24 protein-coding genes are annotated in these 23,711 nt (G+C 49.5%); 5 read left to right on the forward strand and 19 right to left on the reverse strand.

The window, feature by feature from the left end:
- Positions 1-2: 2 nt before the first annotated feature.
- The 5 genes from siiD to ssb1 form a co-directional block, all read right to left on the reverse strand.
- The gene (siiD, locus tag ACH0WD_RS18550; RefSeq protein WP_024140547.1) at positions 3-1,280 is read right to left on the reverse strand and encodes an SPI-4 type I secretion system protein SiiD; all 1,278 of its coding nucleotides are present in this window, start codon (positions 1,278-1,280) and stop codon (positions 3-5) included.
- On the reverse strand, positions 1,277-2,596 hold the full coding sequence (siiC, locus tag ACH0WD_RS18555) for an SPI-4 type I secretion system protein SiiC (RefSeq protein ID WP_001747443.1): 1,320 nt from the start codon (positions 2,594-2,596) through the stop codon (positions 1,277-1,279). Before siiC ends, siiD begins: the two co-directional genes overlap by 4 nt.
- On the reverse strand, positions 2,586-3,974 hold the full coding sequence (locus ACH0WD_RS18560) for a MotA/TolQ/ExbB proton channel family protein (RefSeq protein WP_000875183.1): 1,389 nt from the start codon (positions 3,972-3,974) through the stop codon (positions 2,586-2,588). Before ACH0WD_RS18560 ends, siiC begins: the two co-directional genes overlap by 11 nt.
- Positions 3,971-4,603, reverse strand: a complete 633-nt coding sequence (siiA, locus tag ACH0WD_RS18565) for an SPI-4 type I secretion system auxiliary protein SiiA (RefSeq protein ID WP_000389245.1) — start codon at positions 4,601-4,603, stop codon at positions 3,971-3,973. Before siiA ends, ACH0WD_RS18560 begins: the two co-directional genes overlap by 4 nt.
- A 1,038-nt stretch (positions 4,604-5,641) precedes the next feature.
- Positions 5,642-6,172, reverse strand: a complete 531-nt coding sequence (ssb1, locus tag ACH0WD_RS18570) for a single-stranded DNA-binding protein SSB1 (RefSeq protein ID WP_000168322.1) — start codon at positions 6,170-6,172, stop codon at positions 5,642-5,644.
- Positions 6,173-6,419: 247 nt separating this feature from the next.
- On the opposite strand from ssb1, the gene uvrA reads away from it, so the two are divergent.
- From uvrA to ACH0WD_RS18585, 3 genes are all read left to right on the forward strand, one after another.
- Entirely contained in the window at positions 6,420-9,245 is a 2,826-nt protein-coding gene (gene uvrA, locus ACH0WD_RS18575) for an excinuclease ABC subunit UvrA (protein ID WP_000357725.1), read from the forward strand.
- 131 nt (positions 9,246-9,376) lie between these two features.
- Positions 9,377-9,832 carry a hypothetical protein gene (locus ACH0WD_RS18580; protein WP_000432216.1) on the forward strand — a complete coding sequence of 152 codons (456 nt, stop codon included), beginning with the start codon at positions 9,377-9,379 and terminating at the stop codon, positions 9,830-9,832.
- Complete coding sequence (locus ACH0WD_RS18585) at positions 9,819-10,157, forward strand: hypothetical protein (RefSeq protein WP_000146602.1); 339 nt, start codon at positions 9,819-9,821, stop codon at positions 10,155-10,157. The genes ACH0WD_RS18580 and ACH0WD_RS18585 overlap by 14 nt, the downstream gene beginning before the upstream one ends.
- On the opposite strand, the gene ACH0WD_RS18590 is transcribed toward ACH0WD_RS18585, so the two are convergent.
- The 6 genes from ACH0WD_RS18590 to dnaB all read right to left on the reverse strand — a co-directional run bounded on the left by ACH0WD_RS18590 (position 10,158) and on the right by dnaB (position 15,867).
- Positions 10,158-10,514: an MmcQ/YjbR family DNA-binding protein gene (locus ACH0WD_RS18590; RefSeq protein ID WP_000155665.1), complete on the reverse strand. Its 357-nt coding sequence runs from the start codon at positions 10,512-10,514 to the stop codon at positions 10,158-10,160.
- 2 nt (positions 10,515-10,516) lie between these two features.
- Positions 10,517-10,933 carry a secondary thiamine-phosphate synthase enzyme YjbQ gene (locus ACH0WD_RS18595; protein WP_000270391.1) on the reverse strand — a complete coding sequence of 139 codons (417 nt, stop codon included), beginning with the start codon at positions 10,931-10,933 and terminating at the stop codon, positions 10,517-10,519.
- 128 nt (positions 10,934-11,061) lie between these two features.
- On the reverse strand, positions 11,062-11,775 hold the full coding sequence (gene aphA / locus ACH0WD_RS18600) for an acid phosphatase AphA (RefSeq protein ID WP_000724435.1): 714 nt from the start codon (positions 11,773-11,775) through the stop codon (positions 11,062-11,064).
- A gap of 186 nt (positions 11,776-11,961) precedes the next feature.
- Positions 11,962-13,155, reverse strand: a complete 1,194-nt coding sequence (gene tyrB, locus ACH0WD_RS18605) for an aromatic amino acid transaminase (RefSeq protein WP_000486911.1) — start codon at positions 13,153-13,155, stop codon at positions 11,962-11,964.
- Positions 13,156-13,340: 185 nt separating this feature from the next.
- Complete coding sequence (gene alr / locus ACH0WD_RS18610; RefSeq protein WP_001147296.1) at positions 13,341-14,420, reverse strand: alanine racemase; 1,080 nt, start codon at positions 14,418-14,420, stop codon at positions 13,341-13,343.
- Between the two features lie 31 nt (positions 14,421-14,451).
- Positions 14,452-15,867, reverse strand: a complete 1,416-nt coding sequence (gene dnaB / locus ACH0WD_RS18615; RefSeq protein ID WP_000918353.1) for a replicative DNA helicase — start codon at positions 15,865-15,867, stop codon at positions 14,452-14,454.
- Positions 15,868-15,931: 64 nt separating this feature from the next.
- On the opposite strand from dnaB, the gene ACH0WD_RS18620 reads away from it, so the two are divergent.
- Positions 15,932-16,915, forward strand: coding sequence for a quinone oxidoreductase (locus ACH0WD_RS18620; RefSeq protein WP_000235544.1), 984 nt, complete (start codon positions 15,932-15,934; stop codon positions 16,913-16,915).
- A 174-nt stretch (positions 16,916-17,089) separates the two neighbouring features.
- Here ACH0WD_RS18620 and pspG read toward each other — a convergent pair whose 3' ends face one another.
- The 3 genes from pspG to ACH0WD_RS18635 all read right to left on the reverse strand — a co-directional run bounded on the left by pspG (position 17,090) and on the right by ACH0WD_RS18635 (position 19,896).
- A complete protein-coding gene (pspG, locus tag ACH0WD_RS18625) occupies positions 17,090-17,332 on the reverse strand; it encodes an envelope stress response protein PspG (RefSeq protein ID WP_000891414.1) in 243 nt (80 codons plus the stop codon).
- A gap of 167 nt (positions 17,333-17,499) precedes the next feature.
- Entirely contained in the window at positions 17,500-18,498 is a 999-nt protein-coding gene (dusA, locus tag ACH0WD_RS18630; protein WP_001182229.1) for a tRNA dihydrouridine(20/20a) synthase DusA, read from the reverse strand.
- An 87-nt stretch (positions 18,499-18,585) separates the two neighbouring features.
- On the reverse strand, positions 18,586-19,896 hold the full coding sequence (locus ACH0WD_RS18635) for a conjugal transfer protein TraF (protein ID WP_001039322.1): 1,311 nt from the start codon (positions 19,894-19,896) through the stop codon (positions 18,586-18,588).
- A gap of 246 nt (positions 19,897-20,142) precedes the next feature.
- Here ACH0WD_RS18635 and zur point away from each other — a divergent pair, with 246 nt between their 5' ends.
- Positions 20,143-20,658: a zinc uptake transcriptional repressor Zur gene (zur, locus tag ACH0WD_RS18640; RefSeq protein ID WP_000416271.1), complete on the forward strand. Its 516-nt coding sequence runs from the start codon at positions 20,143-20,145 to the stop codon at positions 20,656-20,658.
- 98 nt (positions 20,659-20,756) lie between these two features.
- Here zur and ACH0WD_RS18645 read toward each other — a convergent pair whose 3' ends face one another.
- The 5 genes from ACH0WD_RS18645 to ACH0WD_RS18665 all read right to left on the reverse strand — a co-directional run bounded on the left by ACH0WD_RS18645 (position 20,757) and on the right by ACH0WD_RS18665 (position 23,687).
- Positions 20,757-20,966: a CsbD family protein gene (locus ACH0WD_RS18645; protein ID WP_001030592.1), complete on the reverse strand. Its 210-nt coding sequence runs from the start codon at positions 20,964-20,966 to the stop codon at positions 20,757-20,759.
- Positions 20,967-20,987: 21 nt separating this feature from the next.
- Positions 20,988-21,101, reverse strand: coding sequence for a hypothetical protein (locus ACH0WD_RS18650; protein ID WP_001575282.1), 114 nt, complete (start codon positions 21,099-21,101; stop codon positions 20,988-20,990).
- Positions 21,098-22,423, reverse strand: coding sequence for an MATE family efflux transporter DinF (gene dinF / locus ACH0WD_RS18655; protein WP_001128112.1), 1,326 nt, complete (start codon positions 22,421-22,423; stop codon positions 21,098-21,100). The genes ACH0WD_RS18650 and dinF overlap by 4 nt, the downstream gene beginning before the upstream one ends.
- A gap of 178 nt (positions 22,424-22,601) precedes the next feature.
- Positions 22,602-23,210, reverse strand: coding sequence for a transcriptional repressor LexA (gene lexA / locus ACH0WD_RS18660; RefSeq protein ID WP_000646079.1), 609 nt, complete (start codon positions 23,208-23,210; stop codon positions 22,602-22,604).
- 108 nt (positions 23,211-23,318) lie between these two features.
- The gene (locus ACH0WD_RS18665; protein ID WP_000002900.1) at positions 23,319-23,687 is read right to left on the reverse strand and encodes a diacylglycerol kinase; all 369 of its coding nucleotides are present in this window, start codon (positions 23,685-23,687) and stop codon (positions 23,319-23,321) included.
- Between the last annotated feature and the right edge of the window lie 24 nt (positions 23,688-23,711).

Consider the following 23,711-nt stretch of genomic DNA (forward strand, 5'->3'; position numbering starts at 1 on the left):
TCTCAAGGTGTATCTAATCGTTTAGTATTAACGGGTTCTGAAAAGGCTTTGTCCACGCCTTTCATCAAGGGAGATAACAGGTATTCCATAATGCTGTGTTTTCCGGTAATTACACTAGCGTCAACAGTCATACCTGGTTTTAACCACCGTAAATCATCTTCATTAACATCGAATGCAATAATTACTTTATAATAACGCTGAATTGTTCCTCCGGTATTTTCCTCATAGGAATCAGGGCTAATATTATCGATAGTCGCATTATACGATTTTATCTTTGGTTGGATAATTGACTGCACATCCAGTTTAACGGCTTCATCTACATATATTTGGTCACGGTATTTGGGTAATATTTTCACATCGGCCAGCATAGTCCTTACTTTTGGTTTTATTTCAAAAAGTAAGTCTGCCGCCTGAATCACACCACCATGAGTAGTGGCACTTTTATTGATTTTATAAATTACACCGTCAACCGGTGAATAGATATCCTCCTCATTTATCTGCTTCTCTATTACTTTTAATGTAGAGTTAACAACCTCAAGTTCCTGAAGATTTTTAGATATTATTTTAGATAAAGATAAGCGCAATTCATTATTAAGCGCCTCAATATCATTAACAACCAGCTCAATATCATCTTTTTTTAAAGTGATGCTACTTTCAATATCATTAATTTCAGACTTAACTTTTATATACGCCTGTTTCTTGTTAAGAAAATTGGTATATGGGCTAATTCCTTTTTTTACCAGTGGAGAAAGAATATTTATTTCTTCGGCAAGCAATGCAAGTTCTTTTTCTTTCGAACTCAGCTTCTCTTGTAATCCGCTAATCTCAGAATCAAGAGAGGTTTTTTTTAACTCTTTAGCTCTTATCTGACTATGCACTAATTCAATATTCGCTTTTACCTCTTTATTGCTTAAAGAACGGGTACCATCCAGGGTAATCAACCCACTCTCATTTTCTTTATCAAGAATGAAAGATATTTCGTTAACATCTTTATCCAGATACCCTTTTTGAGTTCTATACCTTTGATATTCTTTTTGCAGATCAAGGTTAACGATCTTTGCAAGGAGTTCTCCTTTTTTTACAGTATCACCCTCGGCCACATAAATATCTTGTATCGTCCCTCCTTTAGAAAGAGATATTAACTGAGCATTATCTTTAGTAGTGATAACGCCCTGACCATGAACCACTGAATTAATTTCTATAAAGTAGGTAAGGATAATAATTAAGATCGTCAAAGAAATAATTATCATCATGAGATGATCGCTTTGTCTTCTATTCATTTCATTACATTTAACTCACTTTCAGTATTTCCTTTTAAATAATCCATTAAATGAAAAATCAATGAGAGTTGCTGTAACTTTAAAATATACAGGCTATATTTGCTGTCGATCATGCTTACATATGCCTGAAATGCTTCATTACGGCTTGAAATTAAATCAAGCAAACTTTTTTGCCCTAACTGAAACTCCTGCTCATATAATTTAGTAAGCTGTAACGCGTTTGTATGTGAACGTTCCGCCACTGAGTAAGTCTCTTTTGCAGCGGCGTATCTTGAAAGTTGTGAATCAATGTTATAACGCGTTTTAATCAAAAAATCGTCAATTTGCAGCTTAGCCTGCGAGTAACTTGCCACCATTTTTCTTTCCTGGGCTGAATTTCTGAACCCATTAAAAATGTTGAAACTGACATTGATACCCGTTTTAAATTCATCTTCATAATCACTTTTTTTGGCACTACCGCTCGGGTTATTCTGTACATAGCTGGAAACAAGATCTACAGTCGGAAAATAGGATGATTTTGCGGCATTAATATCTTCGGTCGCGGCTTTTCGGGTATTGACAAGCATCTTATAGTCATCGTTGTATTTCATCACCATGTCCATAAGTTTTTCAGGGCTTTCGACAAAGATATATTTTTTGAAGAGGTTGAATTTTTCATCGCTTTGAATCTGATCTGGTGACAAATTCAGACCAGTCATATTCTGCATTTTATACATTTCATCATCCAACATCGACTGATACATAATGCTTCTGGTATTTAATGCATCGATAGATACTTGTACTTTACGCATATCAGATTGCATAGCTACACCGGAAGATACCAGCAGCGAAAAAGTTTCCAGCATCTTTTTATAAAACTCTTTCTCCAGATTTACGCCATCAATCATTTCACGATATTTACTGATGTTATAATAGGTTGTCACAACCTCCTGAGACACTATATTCTTTGTTTTTTCATAATCAGTTTTACTATTATCTCTTTCATATTCAGATTTCCTGATATTAGCCCCCCTCACTCCAAAATCCGTTATTCGGTATGATAAGGACACCTTATTTTCAACGTTTCTCTCGGTACCTGACGACTCCTTTCTGTTATTATTAAGGCCAGATGTTAGATCCAGGGTAGGATAAAGTGCTGCCCGTGAAAGATCTAAGTCACTGTTTTTCTTTTCAGTCTCATAATATGAAACAGCAACAGAGGGCTGATGAGTTAATGCAGCATTAACTAAATCTCTTAGAGGAATGACCGGAAGCTCGCTGGCGTATGTGCTTTGTGTAATAAAAGCAGTCGTCAGAAAAAACATCTTAATCTTCATTTTTTTCCTCCTTGTTTAACAAACGTTGCTTTACTATTTCCTGATGCATAGAAGTTATTTTTTCCATTAATGGCATATAGGTATCACGGTAGCTAACCATTTCAGCACTAATCTCTTTAGTATTGGTAATAATCTTTTTATCAGTAGCCGATAGATCGGATAGCGCTAAATGAACATTGTTCATATCCTCATCCATTTCTTTTCTCAGCCCATCGAGAGTATGAGAAATATCGGCACTGCCAGCGGCAATATCGTTTATGGTCTTACCATGTGAAAGAGATTCCTGATAACATTTATCAACTGATGTCATTATTGAATCATTCTTTTTATCTATAATATTTTGTATTGTACTCATTGCCTCCAGTCGTGCATTATTATCAGCAAGCAGGATATTACCTTCAGATAAACGAGAGGTAATTGTTATTACACCGTCAGATAATTTTTTGAGATTTTCGTTACTGCTTACCAGATAACCATCAATCAACGTAGAAATTTGTTCCAGTTTTGCTGAGTTATCCAATAGTCGGTTTTGCAAAGTGACAAAGCTATCTGATAGCATCTCTCGTTTCTTTTCTTCATCCTGCGTCCGTAAGTTTTCAACTGTCAGGTAGTTATCAAAAAACGCTTTAAACAACTCTTTAAATTCTACAAGCGTCTCTGATTCAACCCGCAGGCTTCGCTGTTTATTATTGGATCTGTTGCTTATGATTTTTAATTTTTTGATTTCCGTAGAAACAAGGGAATAGGAGCTGCGAACAAAAACACTTTGTGAGGTCAGGAGTATGGCGCAAACAACACCATAGATAGAAGATACAAATGCGGTATTCATCCCTTTCAATGGTTCAGAAAGCGACGCTACCATTGTCACGATCATATTGAGTGTATTACTTGCATTATCACCGCCAACATCTGATGGCGAGCTCAATAAGTTCCCGATTGAACCAATCGTAATAGACAGACCCGCAAACGTCCCCAACAGGCCAACAAGCGTCGACACATTGCTACAGCTCATAATAAATGACAATCGTTGGTTACGGGCGGTAGACACATTGTCATCTAATTCCATCAGTAAATTGAAATCACACTGTTTGGGCTCCCCGGCAAACAAAACCTGATTGAGGTTAGAAAGAATGCTATTTTTTCTACTGGCGTCCTGAGCTATTAATATGTCTTTTGCTGAAATATTTTTAAGAATAGTGAATAATGCACACAAAGAACCTGTAATATAAATGGCAATAATGACTCCATTGTAAATTGCAGAAACCATGAAGTTATCAAAAACATACTCTCTTATACCGGGAAAAGATAAAGCGAAAAAAGGGAGGATGGCAAGGAAAAAACAGACAAACAAATAGCGGTAATGATTTATATATTTCACTCTGACACCTTTTTATTAATAGTCGTGATAATAGCTTTACTCGTTGTACTTGATGCTGCGGAGTTAACACTCATGTCAATAACTACATCAGGATATATTTTCTTAATCTCTTTCATCAAAATAATTCCCCGTTCATATCCCAGTCGTAGAGAGTCAGAGAAAGAGATGTCTGCCTGAGGAATAACCATTTCTATCAATAAATTACTATTGATTTTGTCTTCTAACCAAGCCTTTATTTTATGAGTGTCCTCTTCTGAAAAGCTTCTCAGCCTGCCATGATACGTAATAACAAGCTCATTTTTTGTAGACGTTATATCAGTTTTCTGACCATCGGCGATATCGTATACTCCAACCTCCTTACCTGACATTGTAGTCATTCCGTCCGACATATCTTGGGTATTCACTTCCTTATTAATTATTTCATTAGCATTTGAATTGTCATTGGCTCCGCTATTTTGAGCAGTAGATTTAGTCTTACTCTCTATATTTGCTTTATAAACTTTAATTGAGTTGTCATACATAATAATCATATTATTAAGTGCAAACACCAACATAAGAAATATAAAAATGCACAATACCGTAGAGAATGTGTCAACAAAACTAGGCCACGGATTACTTTCGTCTTCCATGTTGTCTCCTGATATTACATTGTGAATAAAATGTTTTTGTGGATTAGAAAGGATAATGGATGCTCAACTTATTCAGAAAGTGAACGCTACCGCCCTTGGCTTCCTGCTACCAATACGCTTTATAGAGTTCAGTTTTCTTACATCTCGTAATCAGAAAAATAAAAACAACGACGCCATTTTTATGCGCCCACAACAAAGATGAGTGCTTTAATTAAAACACTCTTCATTTTTTAATTAGGTAGACATCAATTATTGCACTAACTATATCTTCCCCAATAATAGGTATCGCATAAGCTCTCAACTCATAAATAAAAAATAGTCATCAGCAAATTAAAACCACCCGCCGATAAATAGATTTGTTAGCTAATCATTGAAACTCTAAATCATTTTAAGGACATATTTCTTTTTAATACGCGTTATAACCATACGTATTTAATAAATTTGCCTCCAGAGGATAAAATTAATTTTCACAATTAAAACATAGGGTCATAGGGACTTCAATATAACTTAAATCATTAAAAATATAATAAGTGGGGAGTAAAAAATCAGAATTGCGTAAAAACACACACAAATAAAACCATTTTTTATATAAAGCCAGCTATAAGTAACAACTTTATCTTCAGCAATTAAAAATAAAGCAAGATGCACATATCATATTTGAGATCATCACAAGCTAAAGCAAACATTTAATTAACTATTGATAATACCGACCATTCTCTACCGTTATTTTATAATATCTTTTTGTTGTCAAAAAATGGCTATAAATTATATATTTTGCAGATGAGATTTCTCTTTCATATTTAAGACAATCCGGGTTATTGCAGTACATTTATGAACTTCGGCTGGATAATGATGTGCCGAGGCGAGTCGGCCAGAGGCGATAAGCGACATTTTTCCGTAAGATATGCGCTTCTCTTTTTTGAAAGGGATACAAAGACAATAATACCAGGTAAGAAAATGCCTGGTTTACACCAGGCATTTCAGCAGACGAGAACTATAGCGAAAATGCAAATAACGCTTTGAGTTTTTTACCAAAAATCAGAACGGAATGTCGTCGTCAAAATCCATTGGCGGTTCGTTAGACGGCGCTGGCGCGGATTGCTGTGGACGCGACTGCGCGCCGCCGCTGAACTGGTTGCCGCCCTGCGGCTGCTGAGGTTGTTGTGGCTGACCCCAACCCCCCTGCTGCTGACCGCCTGCCGGCGCGCCGCCGCCCTGGCGACCACCCAGCATCTGCATCACGCCGCCGATCTGCGGAACGTTAATCTCAGTCGTATAGCGTTCCTGGCCACTCTGATCGGTCCACTTGCGGGTACGCAATTGACCTTCGATATACACCTGAGAACCTTTACGCAGATATTCGCCGGCCACTTCCGCCAGTTTGCCGAACATCACCACCCGGTGCCATTCAGTCTGCTCTTTCATTTCGCCGGTCTGCTTATCGCGCCAGGATTCAGAAGTAGCCAGCGTTAAGTTGGCGACAGCGCCGCCACTCGGCATATAGCGTACTTCCGGGTCCTGGCCCAGATTACCAACGAGAATCACCTTGTTTACGCCTCTGCTGGCCATAATTGAGTCTCCTGAATACGTTTCATAAATAGTGTAAACGCGTGAGTGTACCATTTCCACGTAGCATTTTAATAGCTGCGATGCAGGTTCCAGGTCACTCGCGCGAACCTCATATTGTTGCATACTTTAGCTGAAGATGCATTCCAATACTGTATATTCAAACAGGTTAAATTGTGTCATAATTAGCCGTTTCTGCCGTTTGTCCTTCAAACAAACCAGGCATCCGAGTCTCTACCGGGAAAGGTGAATGGATAAGATCGAAGTTCGGGGCGCCCGCACCCATAATCTCAAAAATATTAACCTCGTCATCCCCCGCGACAAACTGATTGTCGTGACCGGGCTTTCGGGTTCAGGCAAATCCTCACTGGCTTTCGACACTCTGTATGCCGAAGGGCAGCGTCGTTACGTTGAATCGCTCTCCGCTTACGCGCGGCAGTTTTTGTCGCTCATGGAAAAACCGGATGTCGACCATATTGAGGGGCTATCGCCCGCGATCTCAATTGAACAGAAATCGACATCTCACAACCCGCGCTCTACGGTGGGTACTATTACCGAGATCCACGACTACCTGCGCCTGCTGTTTGCCCGCGTGGGCGAGCCGCGTTGTCCGGACCATGACGTGCCGCTGGCGGCGCAAACCGTTAGCCAGATGGTCGATAACGTACTGTCACAGCCGGAAGGCAAACGTCTGATGCTGCTGGCGCCGATTATTAAAGAGCGTAAAGGCGAACACACCAAAACGCTGGAAAATCTGGCAAGCCAGGGTTACATTCGCGCCCGTATTGACGGCGAAGTCTGCGATCTCTCCGATCCGCCGAAGCTGGAGCTGCAAAAGAAACATACCATTGAGGTGGTGATCGATCGCTTCAAAGTTCGCAACGATCTTTCCCAACGCCTGGCGGAGTCGTTCGAAACGGCGCTGGAATTATCCGGCGGCACAGCGGTTGTTGCCGATATGGACGATGAGAAAGCGGAGGAGCTTCTGTTCTCCGCTAATTTTGCTTGTCCGATTTGCGGCTACAGTATGCGCGAGCTGGAACCGCGTCTGTTCTCGTTCAACAACCCGGCAGGCGCCTGCCCGACCTGTGACGGCCTCGGCGTTCAGCAATATTTCGATCCGGACCGCGTGATCCAGAATCCCGACCTGTCGCTGGCAGGCGGCGCGATTCGTGGTTGGGATCGTCGCAATTTTTACTACTTTCAAATGCTCAAGTCGCTGGCGGAACACTATAAGTTCGACGTAGATGCGCCGTGGGCAAGCCTCAGCGCCAACGTACATAAAGTCGTGCTGTACGGTTCCGGCAAAGAGAACATTGAATTTAAATATATGAACGATCGCGGCGATACCTCCGTGCGCCGCCATCCGTTCGAAGGCGTGCTGCATAATATGGAGCGCCGTTATAAAGAGACGGAATCCAGCGCGGTGCGCGAAGAGCTGGCGAAGTTCATCAGTAATCGCCCCTGCGCCAGCTGTGAAGGAACGCGACTGAATCGCGAAGCGCGCCATGTATTTGTGGAAAATACGCCGCTGCCTGCTATTTCCGATATGAGCATTGGCCATGCGATGGATTTTTTCACTAATCTCAAGCTTTCCGGGCAACGGGCGAAAATCGCCGAAAAAGTGCTAAAAGAGATCGGCGATCGCCTCAAGTTTCTGGTGAACGTCGGCCTGAACTATCTCACGCTCTCCCGCTCGGCAGAGACGCTTTCCGGCGGCGAAGCCCAGCGTATTCGTCTGGCGAGCCAGATAGGCGCCGGGTTAGTCGGCGTGATGTATGTGCTGGATGAACCGTCCATCGGTCTGCACCAGCGCGATAACGAACGGCTGCTGGGTACGCTGATTCATCTGCGCAATCTTGGCAATACTGTGATTGTGGTGGAACACGATGAAGACGCCATCCGCGCCGCCGACCATGTGATTGATATTGGCCCCGGCGCGGGCGTTCACGGCGGCGAGGTGGTGGCGGAAGGCCCGCTGGAAGCCATTATGGCGGTACCGGAATCACTGACCGGCCAGTACATGAGCGGTAAACGCAAAATTGAAGTGCCGAAACAACGCGTGCCGGCAAATCCAGAAAAAGTGCTCAAACTCACCGGCGCACGCGGCAACAACCTGAAAGATGTGACCCTTACGCTACCGGTAGGGCTGTTTACTTGTATCACCGGCGTCTCGGGCTCCGGTAAATCGACGCTGATTAACGACACGCTGTTCCCCATCGCCCAGCGTCAGTTAAACGGGGCGACTATCGCCGAACCGGCGCCGTATCGGGATATTCAGGGGCTGGAACATTTCGATAAAGTGATCGATATCGACCAGAGCCCGATCGGGCGCACCCCGCGTTCCAACCCGGCGACCTATACGGGCGTCTTTACCCCGGTTCGCGAGCTTTTTGCTGGCGTGCCGGAGTCTCGCTCGCGCGGCTATACGCCAGGGCGATTCAGCTTCAACGTGCGCGGCGGTCGCTGCGAAGCGTGCCAGGGCGATGGCGTCATTAAAGTCGAAATGCACTTTCTGCCGGATATTTACGTGCCGTGCGACCAGTGCAAAGGCAAGCGCTATAACCGGGAAACGCTGGAGATTAAGTACAAAGGCAAGACCATCCACGAAGTGCTGGATATGACCATTGAAGAAGCGCGTGAGTTCTTTGATGCGGTTCCGGCGCTGGCACGTAAGCTGCAGACGCTGATGGACGTGGGGCTGACCTATATCCGTCTTGGTCAGTCGGCGACGACGCTTTCCGGCGGCGAGGCCCAGCGCGTGAAGCTGGCGCGCGAACTGTCGAAGCGCGGCACCGGGCAGACGCTGTATATTCTCGACGAGCCGACCACCGGCCTGCACTTTGCCGATATTCAGCAGTTGCTTGACGTTCTGCATCAGTTGCGCGATCAGGGCAACACCATCGTGGTGATCGAACACAACCTGGACGTCATTAAAACGGCGGACTGGATTGTCGACCTCGGCCCGGAAGGCGGCAGCGGCGGCGGCGAAATTCTCGTCTCCGGTACGCCGGAAACCGTGGCGGAGTGCGAGGCGTCGCATACCGCCCGCTTCCTTAAACCTATGCTCAAATAACCTTCACGCCGCTTTCCGATTCGCCGGGAAGCGGCATCATTTTTCCTCATCCCACCTCATTGTATCCGTGTTGAGCATTTGTGATTTGCGTGCCGCCTCGCTCTGACATGTGATAGCGCAAACGGTCTGTTATGGAAAACACCATGAAGTTGCCCTACGCAATCACACTACTGCTGTGCCTGTTTTTATCCGCCTGTACGCTGCCTGACCGCTTTAGCGTCGTGGCTTTTCAACAACTGACGCTATTACAAGCGCGCTCAACCCGCTTCCTGCAGGACGCGGCGCGAATACCGTGGCAAAAAGAGACACTGCTCAAGGATGACCGCGATATCCGCCAGACATTTTTTCAGGCTGAGCGGGTCGCCCGTCAAGGTGGGGATAAACACCGACTCGATAATCTGGCGCTGCTGAAAAATCACTATTTGCGTCTTTATGCGCGGGTTATACAACGTAAGCAACCACTTACTTACATCCAGGCTGAGAGATACCAACAGCAAAATAATCAGGTCTGGAAATTAGCCATACAGGGTGAGTGTCTGCATTGGGGCGCCCGCTGTACTCAGGGAGAAGAAAATGGCGTCTATTAACGAAATACATTACCTGATGACCACCGCCCGGGCCGAACACCCTGTAGTCTCTTCGGCGATTGCCGAGTTTATCCAGACGTATAAGCAGGCAAGAGAAGACAGCGACGACGCTATCCGCGAGTCCGCCGCGTTTATCGCCCGCGCGCTTCAGGAACATGCTCGCGGCTGGCTGGACGACGATGATATGATTATTCTGCTGGAAGGACAGCGGGACCTCGCCAGGCTACGCGCCAATAATGCGCAAATCGCCCTCGGCAGCCGTATCCGGTCTACGGTTATCCGCCTCATTGATATCGCCCTGGCGTTGTTGGTCGGCGCGCTATAATCAGGACTGCGGCAACTGCTTGCGTTTATCTTCCGGCAGCGCATTTACCGCCTGTTGATAAGAGGCATCGACCAGATAATAGAGTTGTGAATCCGGCAGCGATCCGTCCAGATAGACCGTGCTCCAGTGCGCTTTATTAAGGTGCCGACTCGGTCGTACATCGCTGTGCTGCTGGCGTAACAACTCTGCCAGTTCCGGGCTGGTTTTGAGAGAGGCTGCCGGGCGTCCTTCAACTTCTTTTACCATCGCGAAAAGTACATCTTCCACTTTAATTTGCGTCGCTTTCCAGTCGCTGTGGACGCTCTGCTCTGCGCCAGGTTTTGCCATGCAGTATTGCAGTAATTCCGAAATGGTCATTATCATTCCCCTTGTAGTGTCGCGATGATTTTACGTGGACCGCCGTGAATACGGTGCTCTCCCAACCAGATACCTTGCCATGTTCCTAACTGTAAATGCCCCTGGCGTACAGGCAGCAGCAACGAGACGCCCAATACTGACGACTTAATATGCGAAGGCATGTCATCCGCCCCTTCGTAATCATGTTCATACGCCGCATTATCGGGAACGGTTTTCAGGAAATGGCGCTCCATATCAGCGCGCACGGTGGGATCGCAGTTTTCGTTTAACGTCAGCGAGGCCGAGGTGTGTAGCAACAACAGATGCAGCAAACCCGTTTCGACAGGCGGTAAGCCAGACAATTTATCGATAATTTCATCTGTTATCAGATGAAACCCGCGCGGCTTCTCGCTCAGTGTAATGGTGCGCTGATACCACATAGGCTGCTCCTTCCTAAAAACAAACGTCTCCTGAATAGTGTGCAGCAAGTCTGGAAAAGGTAAAAGCCAGCGGGGCAAGTTTGTGTAAAAATCATGCAAAAAAGGAGAGCCTGTCGCTCTCCTGATTTTTAGTACTCCGAGTTGACAATGACTTCCTCGCCAAACGCTCCTGCCTGCGGCAGCGGTTTGTAGGTGGAGTTAGCCGCGCGCAGGATGCGAATACCGCGGATACCACAATCACGGGCCGCGGTAATATCGTTATCCGAATCGCCGTAGAAGATACGCATGTTCTTCTCCTGCAGCCACTGTACTTTCGTATTTTGTTCCGGTTTATCGCCGGCGAAAATCACCGGATTCATATTCGCCGCCGGAATATGGAAGTTATCCGCCAGCGTTTTCGACACGGTTTCCGTTTTCGTCTGACTACGACCAGTGACAAAGTAAATACTGTCGCCACGACGAACATGCATATCAATGAGCTGTCGGGCCACTTCTTTTGGAATACTGAACTCATCCCAGCCGTTGTTCATTTTTTCCCAAAAGGCCGGATTTTTCAGATAATCGTCGCTGTCCGGGGAGTAGGTTTTCTTTCCGCGCCAGAATCCGGGGCTGGAAAATAACACGGTGTCGTCAATATCAAAGCCGACCGCCATCGGCGGGCGTCCGGTGAGGCTGTTTTCAATCTGGGCGACAGAGACCCAATGGACAGGCGCTTGTTCCGCGAGTTTTGCAACATTAGTGCCCGGATTGAGCGTCGAAGGGGAAGATACTAACGCATTCGCGGAATGGTTTAGCGTAAACAACAAACAGACGGCACTCAGCGCCAGGGTTATTTTTTTCATGCTTTTCCCTTAAAATTCAAAAAATTATAATTATTAAGATGAGTCTTTGCTCAAAAAACTATCTGACCATAACGCCAGTAACGGTCAAAAGGAAGGATTATCTGCGGTTTTGTTACGAAAAAAGAGGATGATCACAACAGCTATTGTCAGGCCGGAGGGCACTGTTATCGCCGTCCGGCCTGAATATTACATGACAGCGGCAAATGCCTTCGCCACGCGGTGTACATTTGAAGTATTAAGCCCGGCGACACACATGCGGCCACTGGCAATCAGGTAAACGCCAAACTCATCGCGCAACCGCTCGACCTGCTCCTCGCTTAACCCGGTATAGCTGAACATACCGCGCTGCTGTAACAAGTAATCAAAGTTGCGGTCAGGCATCTCCGCCTTCAGCTCCTTCACCAGCGTCTGGCGCATCGATATAATGCGGTTACGCATCGCGTCGACTTCCGCCAGCCAGCCCGCTTTTAACGCCTCATCGCCCAGGACCGTAGCGACCACCTGAGCGCCGAAACACGGCGGACTGGAGTAAATTCGGCGCACCGTCGCTTTTAGCTGTCCCAGAACCCGCGCGGCAATTTCAGCATCTTCACACACCACGGACAGGCCGCCGACGCGCTCGCCGTACAGCGAGAAAATCTTCGAAAAAGAATTACTGACTAACGCAGGTAACCCGGCGCTGGCAATGGCGCGAATAGCGTAAGCATCCTCGTCCATGCCTGCGCCAAACCCCTGATAGGCAATATCAAGGAACGGAATCAGATCGCGCGCTTTCACTATTTCAATCACCGCATCCCATTGCGAAGGCGTTAAATCCGCCCCGGTCGGGTTGTGACAACAGGGGTGCAGCAGCACGATACTGCGCGCAGGTAACGTATTCAGCGTGGCCAGTAGATCGTTAAAACGGATGCCGTTAGTCGCGTCGTCATACCAGGGGTAAGTACTCACTTCGAATCCTGCCCCGGCAAATATCGCAATATGGTTTTCCCAGGTGGGGTCGCTCACCCATACGCCTGCGTCGGGGAAATAACGCTTCAGGAAATCCGCGCCTACTTTCAGCGCGCCGGAGCCGCCTAATGTCTGGATAGTGGCCACGCGCTGTTGCTGAAGAACCGGGTGATCGGCGCCAAAGAGCAAAGGCGCGATAGTATGGCGATAAGTATTGAGTCCCTCCATCGGCAGGTACAGCGAAGCGCCATGCGGCTGCGCGTTAAGCCGGGCTTCGGCTTCGGCCACCGTTTTAAGCTGTGGGATAATCCCGTCTTCGTTGTAATACAGGCCAATGCTCAGATTTACTTTGTCGTGACGGGAGTCGTCTTTAAAACGCTCCATCAGTGAAAGAATCGGATCGCCGGCATAGGCGTCAACTTTTTGAAACACGCGATGGTTCTCCAGGTTTACAGAGGGCAGGAAATAACACAATAAACCGGAAGGACGAGAAGATCGAGAGGATGTTGTGGTGGATGCGCATATTACCGGATTGCGGCGTGAACGTCTTATCCGGCCTACAGCCAATGCGCGATACAAGCCGGATAAGCGCAAGCGCCACCCGGCCCGCCGCGTATTTAATCAATATACTTCATCGCCACCCTTGAGGTCAGGCGCGTGATAAGTTCGTAAGCACTTACTTTTGTTATTTCAGCGATACGTTCAACCGGCAGACCTTCACCCCATAAGACCACCGGATCGCCCGCGTTATCCTGCGCGTTTGGCCCCAAATCCACGCAAATCATATCCATCGCCACCCGCCCGACAATCGGAACTTCACGACCATTGACCAGTACTGGCGTACCGGAAGGCGCCGCTCGTGGGTAGCCATCGCCATAACCCATCGCCACCACGCCCAGGCGCGTGTCGCGCTCACTCACCCATGTCCCGCCGTAGCCCACCGGTTCTCCCGCTTTGTGGTCACGCACCGCGATCAAACTGGAGGTTAAGGACATCACCGGCTGAAAACCAAAATCCGGCCCCCAGGGTTTGTGCTCCAGCGGCGATACGCCATACAAAATGATGCCCGGACGCGCCCAGTCAAAGTGAGACTGCGGCCACAGCAGAATACCGCCAGACGCGGCAATAGAGCGCTGACCGGGTTTACCCTGACAGAAGGCATTAAAAATGTCGAGCTGATGTTCGGTAGCGCCGCATTCCGGCTCATCCGCACGGGCAAAATGGCTGACGATATTCACCGGCTGGCGTACATTTTTACAGTGCGTCAGACGCTGGTAGAACGCCTCCGCCTCTTCGGGACGCACGCCGAGACGATGCATACCGGTATCCAGTTTCATCCAGACCGTTACCGGCTCCGCCAGCTCCACCGCCTCCAGGGCGGCAAGCTGCTCCTGATTATGTACGGCGGTATGCAGACATTGCGCGGAAATGGTAGGCAAATCGGCGGCGTCGAAAAAACCCTCCAGCAGCAGGATAGGCTGCGTGATCCCGCCCGCTCGCAGACGTAGAGCCTCTTCAAGACGCGCCACGCCAAAAGCGTCAGCATCAGGGAGCGTTCGCGCGGTCTCCAGAAGACCGTGTCCATAAGCGTTCGCTTTCACCACCGCAACCAGCTTACTGGCAGGCGCCAGTTCACGCAGACGTTGCAGGTTGTGTCGCAGAGCGCGGCGGTTAATGACGACTGTTGCCGCTTGCATTTGAATTCCTTGTTAAAAGAATGACGGAGAGTTACTCATCATCGTATTGCGGTCCCGCATAGTTATCGAAGCGCGACCACTGACCATTGAACGTCAGACGAACCGTACCGATAGGACCGTTACGTTGCTTACCAATAATAATTTCAGCAATGCCTTTTAAGTCGCTGTTCTCGTGATAAACCTCATCACGGTAGATAAACATAATTAAGTCGGCATCCTGTTCAATAGAGCCGGATTCACGCAGGTCGGAGTTCACCGGACGTTTATCCGCGCGTTGTTCCAGGGAGCGGTTAAGCTGCGATAGCGCCACGACCGGCACCTGGAGTTCCTTCGCCAACGCTTTCAACGAGCGAGAAATTTCGGCGATTTCCAGAGTACGGTTATCAGAAAGCGACGGCACACGCATCAATTGCAGGTAGTCGATCATAATCAGACTTAACCCGCCATGTTCGCGGAAAATACGCCGCGCGCGCGAACGGACTTCTGTCGGCGTAAGACCTGAGGAGTCGTCAATATACATATTGCGTTTCTCCAGCAGAATGCCCATCGTGCCGGAGATTCGCGCCCAGTCTTCATCATCAAGTTGACCGGTACGAATACGTGTCTGATCGACGCGGGACAGCGAGGCCAGCATACGCATCATGATCTGTTCGCCGGGCATCTCCAGACTAAAGATCAGTACCGGTTTATCCTGCAACATCGCCGCATTTTCGCAGAGGTTCATCGCAAAAGTGGTTTTACCCATGGAGGGGCGCGCCGCGACGATAATCAAATCCGAACGCTGTAACCCTGCCGTCTTTTTATTGAGGTCCTGATAGCCGGTATCCACGCCTGTAACGCCATCGTGCGGTTGCTGGAACAACTGCTCAATACGCGCCACGGTGGCGTCGAGAATCTGGTCGATGCTTTTCGGACCTTCGTCTTTGTTGGCCCGGTTTTCCGCGATCTGGAAGACGCGCGACTCCGCCAGATCCAGCAGTTCGTCGCTATTGCGCCCCTGTGGATCGTAACCGGCGTCCGCAATTTCATGCGCCACCGCGATCATATCGCGGACCACGGCGCGTTCGCGCACAATGTCCGCATAAGCACTGATATTCGCCGCGCTTGGCGTGTTTTTAGACAACTCCGCCAGATAGGCGAAACCGCCGACGCTGTCCAGTTGGCCCTGCCGCTCCAGCGATTCCGCGAGCGTAATCAGGTCGATAGGACTGCCGCTTTCCTGCAAGCGCCCCATCTCTGTAAAGATATGGCGATGCGGGCGGGTATAGAAATCTTCCGCCACCACGCGCTCGGCCACATCGTCCCAGCGCTCGTTATCCAGCATTAAACCGCCCAACACCGACTGTTCCGCTTCAATCGAGTGCGGCGGCACTTTTATCCCGGCAACCTGCGGATCGCGGTCGCGGGCATCAGTCTGTGGTTTGTTGAAGGGTTTATTTCCTGCCATAGTGAATGGAGTTACCGAGATAGTGATTGGGTCGAAAGATTACCACATTTCTTTTGGAGGAAGCATGGCAACGCGTATTGAATTTCACAAGCATGGTGGTCCGGAAGTGCTTCAGAGCGTGGAGTTTACGCCAACGGAACCGGCGGAACACGAAATCCAGGTTGAGAACAAAGCCATTGGTATCAACTTCATCGACACCTATATCCGTAGCGGACTCTATCCGCCCCCGTCGTTGCCTGCGGGCCTGGGAACCGAAGCTGCGGGTGTGGTCAGTAAAGTCGGCAACGGCGTGGAGCATATTCGCGTGGGCGATCGCGTCGTCTACGCGCAGTCAACGCTCGGCGCTTACAGTTCCGTCCATAACGTCCCCGCAGATAAAGCCGCGATTTTACCTGACGCCATTTCCTTCGAACAGGCGGCAGCCTCTTTTCTCAAGGGGTTGACCGTTTTTTACCTGTTGCGCAAAACCTATGAAGTGAAACCCGACGAACCCTTCCTGTTTCATGCCGCTGCGGGCGGCGTCGGTCTGATCGCCTGCCAATGGGCGAAAGCGCTGGGCGCGAAGCTTATCGGTACCGTCGGTAGCGCGCAAAAAGCGCAGCGGGCGCTGGACGCTGGCGCCTGGCAGGTAATTAATTATCGTGAGGAGAGCATTGTCGAACGGGTAAAAGAGATCACTGGCGGCAAAAAAGTCCGCGTGGTCTATGACTCCGTGGGGAAAGATACCTGGGAAGCCTCACTGGACTGCCTGCAACGTCGGGGACTGATTGTCAGTTTCGGCAATGCGTCCGGCCCCGTCACCGGCGTGAATTTAGGTATTCTGAATCAGAAAGGTTCCCTGTATGCCACGCGACCTTCACTACAGGGGTATATTACGACACGTGAAGAACTGACCGAAGCCAGCAATGAATTGTTCTCATTGATCGCCAGCGGCGTGATTAAAGTTGATGTGGCTGAAAATCAACGCTATGCGTTAAAAGATGCCCGTCGCGCGCATGAGGTGCTGGAAAGCCGGGCCACACAGGGCTCAAGCCTGCTGATTCCGTAATAGCTCTGCAAAGAAATTGGGCTTCCACCCGGGAAGCCCTTTCTTTTTTTGTTCGGCTGTATGTAGGGTACAGCGCGATGAATTCGTTACCTGCGCAATCATGACAGATTTAATAATCGATTCCTATTTGCCTGTGAGGGCAAAGTTCCAGGTTGTGACGAACCGCTCAATACCTTAGTAAAACCGACGGTTATTGCGCTGATACTGTGGGATTTTTGGCGTTTTTACTGCTTTGATCACCCACACCACAGCCACCGCCAGCAGTAGCCACGGTAACAGCTTGATCATCAGGGCGAACATTCCGCCCAGGAACATGACGGCAGTCGCTACAACCAGCGCGGCCAGAATGCCCAGCAAGGAGACGCCCGTCACCATTAACATCAGAAAAAAGCCAAGCACAAAAAGTAGTTCCAGCATAGTCGCTCCCCATAGAGATGGCATTGCCCGGCGGCACGGCGCTTACCGGGTTTGGTCAGGTAAGCTATTACAAAAATCATGCCAATATTTATGTTTTTGATATATAAAGAAAACGCCCTGCAAGACCGCACAGAGCGTGGTGAGATTGACTAATTTTTGGCGAACTTTTAACGCTTGTCTGCTACCAGTTTTAGCGCCTGCTCCAGTACAGCAACATCCGCGCCAGCTTTATGGGCGTTTTCGCTCAGATAGCGACGCCACTGCCGCGCGCCGGGGATGCCCTGGAACAACCCCAGCATATGGCGAGTGATATGCCCCAGATACGCTCCCTGGCTCAATTCACGCTCAATATAGGGATACATCGCGCGAACCACCGCAACCGGGTCGGCATCGGTGGTATCGGCGCCAAAGATCTCCCGATCCACCGCGGCCAGTATACCCGGATTCTGATAAGCTTCGCGGCCAACCATGACGCCATCCATATGGCGCAGGTGCTCCTTCGCCTCTTCCAGAGATTTGATGCCGCCGTTAATGGACATGGTCAGGTGCGGAAAATCCCGCTTTAGCTGATAGACGCGCGGGTAATCCAGCGGCGGGATCTCACGATTTTCTTTCGGGCTTAAGCCAGAAAGCCAGGCTTTGCGCGCATGGATAATAAACATCTCGCATTCGCCCTGACCGGAAACCGTATCGATGAAATCACACAAAAACGCATAACTGTCCTGATCGTCAATACCAATGCGGGTTTTTACCGTTACCGGAATCGAGACGACATCACGCATGGCTTTAACACAATCGGCGACCAGTTGCGCATTGCCCATCAAACAGGCGCCAAACATACCATTTTGCACGCGATCGGAAGGGCACCCCACGTTGAGGTTAATTTCATCGTAGCCACGCGCTTCCGCCAGCTTTGCACAATGCGCAAGCTGAGCCGGATCGCTTCCACCAAGCTGTAGAGCGACCGGATGCTCTTCTTCGCTATAAGCCAGATAGTCACCCTTACCGTGAATAATCGCACCCGTGGTCACCATTTCGGTGTAGAGCAGCGTCTGGCGAGACAGCAAACGCAGGAAATAGCGGCAATGTCTGTCCGTCCAGTCGAGCATAGGCGCGATGGAGAAGCGATAAGCAGGTAAAGCGGAGGACTGGGTTTCAGGCTGCATGGCGAATAAATAAGCATCCGGTTAAAAAAGGGGCGTTACTATAGCATAACGCTAAACCGGAGGCGTAGCGCCTCCGGTGAAAGCACCTCAGAATGTCATTGTAAGCTGCGCGCCTGCCCCCCAGGTTTCATCTTCGCCGTACAGTCCCATTAAGTCGAGATGCACACGGTTAAAGGGCGCAAAGCCAAGACCGCCGGTAACCACATTGCTATCGTTATTTTTCACATCCGCACGATACCCTGCGCGTACCGCCAGCCATGACAACGGTCGAACTTCAGCGCCGACACCCACGTACTGTGAATTGTCTTCGCTCTTAAAGCCTTTCGTTTCCGTCAGATCGCCATCGGCGCTTACGGTCAGCAAATCGTTATGCCATGCGACGCCCGCGGTAACCAGGGGGCGGATTTGGTATGTATCTTTGTAGTTGGTGGTTTCTCCCGTCATACCATTAGTGATGTAAATATCTTTCGTATCGATATCGCGAGATACCAGATTTTGCCCGCTCAGCCCCAGCGTCCAGTTTTCACCGATATCGGCAGCAAGCCCCGCATCAATGTTAAAACCCGTATCGTCATTGCGATAACGGCTGCTATTCCAGTCGCTACTGTCGTAGTTATAAATTGAGGTGGTGTAGTTATAGAGCCAGGTTTTTTGCAGTTTTGGCGTAACGCCAATGGAAACAGGCACCTCGCCCACCACAAACTGCTTCGCCAGCGCAATACCGTAGTCAGATACAATCGCTACCCGCCCAGACGCGGTAGAGTTTAAATGCTTTGTAATTTCGTCAGACCCCAGCAAAGCAGCGCGTCCTGCTTCACGAAGCGCGACACGTTCATCATGCTGGATATCGCGCAGATACTGAATATCGTTCTGATCAATGGACGAACTCACGCGCCCATGCGCATAACCTTTGGCGATAAACGCCACGGAAAGCGTTTGCCCTGGAATACTTACCGCCAACCCGGCGCCGGCATTGGCGCGGGCGGTTTTTCCGTTGAGATATTCCAGCTCATCGGCCAGGTCGCGCGCGGCGCCCTGAAATTGATTCAGCACGCCTCGCGGATTGAGCAGAATTTGCCCCAGCGTAAGGTTATCGACGACCTCATCGTAGTAATCCACTTTATCGCTGATATCGTCAATTTCATCCTGGAGATTGTCTTTATCCGTAATCTGGACGCCGACCGCAGGAAGGACAACAGTGATATTGTCTTCCGGTTTGGCTTTTGCCAGTAACGCCGGATTTAATAGTACTCCGCTGCCATAATTCGCGGACGCGACGCCCGTCCCGCCCATTGCGTCATTACGCGCTTCCGTCCAGGTATTGGCGGCGCCCGCCTGCTTTGCCATAAAAAGCGAGACCGCGATAGCAATCAGTGAAAGTTTGACGTTTTTGTTCACAGTTAGCCCATCTTATTATCAGGTGAAGTAATCCCTCCGCCACGCTTTACCGGACAGAGGCGAACTATTGCTGTGAAATAGTGATGTTAAATCCTGTTGTTATAATATCGACCCTCATTAGGTATAGATGAGAATACTGGCGCGGAAAAGCTTAGCAGGCGATATATTGTCACGGGGTAATTTCAGAGTTTTAAGCAGCTCGTGGTAAAGTAACGGATTAGACTTTCATGCCATTCGAGGTGCTACATGGAAAAGACCACAACGCAAGAGTTACTGGCGCAAGCTGAAAAACTCTGCGCGCAGCGCAACGTGCGCCTGACGCCTCAGCGCCTCGAAGTGCTGCGCCTGATGAGTCTGCAACAGGGTGCCATCAGCGCATACGATTTGCTCGATTTGCTGCGCGAAACGGAACCACAGGCCAAACCGCCCACCATCTACCGCGCGCTGGATTTTTTGCTCGAACAGGGTTTTGTCCATAAAGTGGAATCCACCAATAGTTATGTGGTTTGCCACCTGTTCGACCAGCCGACGCACAGCTCGGCCATGTTTATCTGCGATCGTTGCGGCGTGGTGAAGGAAGAGTGTGCCGAGGGCGTGGAAGACATCATGCATACGCTGGCGGCTAAAATGGGATTTGCGCTACGACATAACGTTATTGAGGCGCACGGTCTGTGCCCTGCGTGCGTAGAAGTGGAAGCGTGTCGCCATCCGGGCGACTGTGGTCACGATCACTCGGTGCTGGTGAAGAAAAAACCGCGTTAGCCTGAACGGAAAACGGGCGGCAGTAGAGAGGGGCACGCCCGCATTCATAAGCAAACAGTGGGAAGCACATCCATGTACTCCTGGTTGGGGAAAACATATTACCAGCGATAGTTGTTACGGGTTTCCCAGTCAACAACCTCTTTTTCCGCCTGATCTTTCTGGTAACCGTAACGCTCCTGGATTTTACCTACCAGTTGGTCGCGTTTACCTTCGATAACGGTCATATCGTCATCGGTCAGTTTGCCCCATTGTTCTTTCATTTTACCTTTAAACTGTTTCCAGTTACCGCCGGCTTCGTCTTTATTCATCATCTTGTCCTCATCATTCGGTTAGGAATAGCAGGTGTTATTCGCCCAAATGCACTGCAATTTCTGCTGGACGTGATAATAATTGTAGGCAGGAATTCGGCCTTCGGTTTTATATTCAGAATTTTTAACCGTCACGATCTGGCAAACCATGTACCCTCGCGCCAGTGACGACGCCAGATAAGGCTCAACGACAGACCGCGAAGCGCCAGGAACACGGTTAATGCCAGCCATAAACCATGATTTCCTAATACCGGCAGGGCGAAGAGCGTCAGCGCGAATCCTCCCGCGGCGACAGCCATGCTATTGCGCATTTCGGCAGCGCGCGTCGCGCCAATAAACATACCATCGAGCAGATAGCACCATACGCCCACCAGCGGTAATACCACCTGCCAGATAAGATACCGATCCGCCAGTAGCTGTATTTGCGGCAATGAGGTCAGTAACGCGACAATATGTTCGCCTGCCAGGGCATAGACTGTGGAAAACAACAAGGCCACAATTCCTGACTGACGACACGCGGCTCGCCAGACGTCCAGTAGCTTGCTACCGTCACGCGCGCCGTAAGCCTGACCGGAGTGCGCCTCCACCGCATAAGCAAAACCGTCCAGCGCATAGGCCGTAAAGGTGAGTAAGGTCATCAGGACTGCATTTACCGCGATAATATCGCTGCCCAGCCGCGCGCCTGACACCGTGATTGCGCCAAAACAAAGCTGAAGGAGCAATGAGCGCAGCATGATATCGCGATTGAGCGCTAAAAGGCGGCGCACGTTGCCGCGCCAGGCCTGTTTTAGCATATCCAGCGACACACCGCGGAGATGGAGAACTTTACGTACCATCATAAAGCCGATCAGTAACGTGGCATATTCTGCGATGACCGTCGCCAGGGCAGCGCCCTGCACGTTCATATGAAGCCCCATCACCAGCCACAGGTCGAGCGCGATGTTGAGGATATTGCCCACGACCAACAAGATAACCGGCGCCCGCGCATACTGAACGCCTAACAGCCACCCGAGCAGCACCAGATTCGCCAGTGACGCGGGAGCGCTTAGCCAACGAATTTCAAGGAAGCGTCTCGCCTGCACCAGGACAGCGTCGTTCCCGCCGACAATATGTAAAGCCAGCTCGATAAGCGGCGTGCGAAATAGCACAATCATCACGCCAGCGCCCAGCGCCAGCAATAACGGTTGAATGAGCGCCCGGGCTAACGCCTGCGGATTTTTGGCGCCAAATGCCTGCGCCGTTAGGCCGGTGGTGCTCATACGTAGAAATAGCAGCAGCATGAAAAGAAAGCTGGTGGCAGTCGCGCCCACCGCCACGCCGCCCAGGAAAACCGGGCTGTCCAGATGACCAATCACCGCCGTATCGACCAACCCCAGTAAGGGGACGGTGATGTTAGAAAAAATCATCGGCAGCGCGAGACGCCAGAGAGCTTTATCAGAGGAGGTAAAAAGCGGCATGGAGAAAAGCCTGACAAGGAGTTAAACGAAACGAGCGCATTGCCGGATGGCGACGTAACGCCTTATCCGGCCTACAAATTAATCATCTCAGGAACTGCATTCCCGTAGGCCTGATAAGCGCAGCGCCATCAGGCTGCACGATTGCCGGATGACGGCTTACAAGGAGATTAAAAAGAGATTACAACCATTCCCCGTTGCGAATGACGCCTACCGCCAGCCCTTCAATCGTAAAGCTTTGTTCGCGCAGATCCACCACTATCGGTGTAAACTCGCTGTTTTCCGGCAGCAGCTCCACTTTATTGCCCTGCTTTTTCAGGCGTTTTACTGTCACTTCATCGTCAATGCGAGCGACAACCACCTGGCCATTACGGACGTCCTGCGTTTTATGTACCGCCAGCAAATCCCCATCCATAATACCGATGTCTTTCATCGACATACCGCTCACGCGCAGCAGGAAATCGGCGCTGGGTTTGAACAGTGAAGGATCGACCTGGTAATGGCCTTCAATATGCTGCTGCGCCAGTAGCGGTTCACCCGCCGCGACACGCCCGACAAGCGGTAATCCGTCCTCTTCTTCCTGTAACAGACGGATACCTCGCGATGCGCCGGAAACGATTTCAAGCACCCCTTTGCGCGCCAGCGCCTTAAGGTGTTCTTCCGCCGCGTTTGGGGAACGGAACCCCAAACGCTGCGCGATTTCCGCACGCGTCGGTGGCATACCTGTCTGGCTGATGTGATCCCGGATGAGATCAAACACCTCTTGTTGCCTGGCCGTTAACGCTTTCATTCCGCCCCCTGGGTGTATATACAGTCATGCTGTGAGTATATACAGTTAAAGGTGATTTTGGAACCACAAACGGCGCAAAAAACAAGAGATTTATAAAATTTGGAACCTTTATCGAAAATGTGACCATAACAGGATGCCCCAGGTCATCAGGGCAACGAAAATAGACAGTAGCACCGCAGCCGATCCCATATCTTTCGCACGGCCGGAAAGCTCATGGTATTCAGAACCGATGCGGTCCACGACCGCTTCAATAGCGCTGTTGAGGATTTCAACAATCATGATAAGTAAAACGGAACCTATCAATAACACACGGGTAATCGCATCCACATCCAGCCAGCAGGCGATGATGACGCCCAGCAATACCGCGATACTTTCCTGGCGAAACGCCGCTTCGTGAGTCCATGCGGCGCGAAATCCTTTCCAGGAATATCCTGCCGCTTTGATAATTCTGGTGAATCCAGTGGTATTATTGGCCATCAAAAGAACCTTTTTACATTATTA

The organism is Salmonella sp. 2020_1395 (assembly GCF_043848115.1).
In the GTDB taxonomy this organism is placed as follows: domain Bacteria; phylum Pseudomonadota; class Gammaproteobacteria; order Enterobacterales; family Enterobacteriaceae; genus Salmonella; species Salmonella enterica.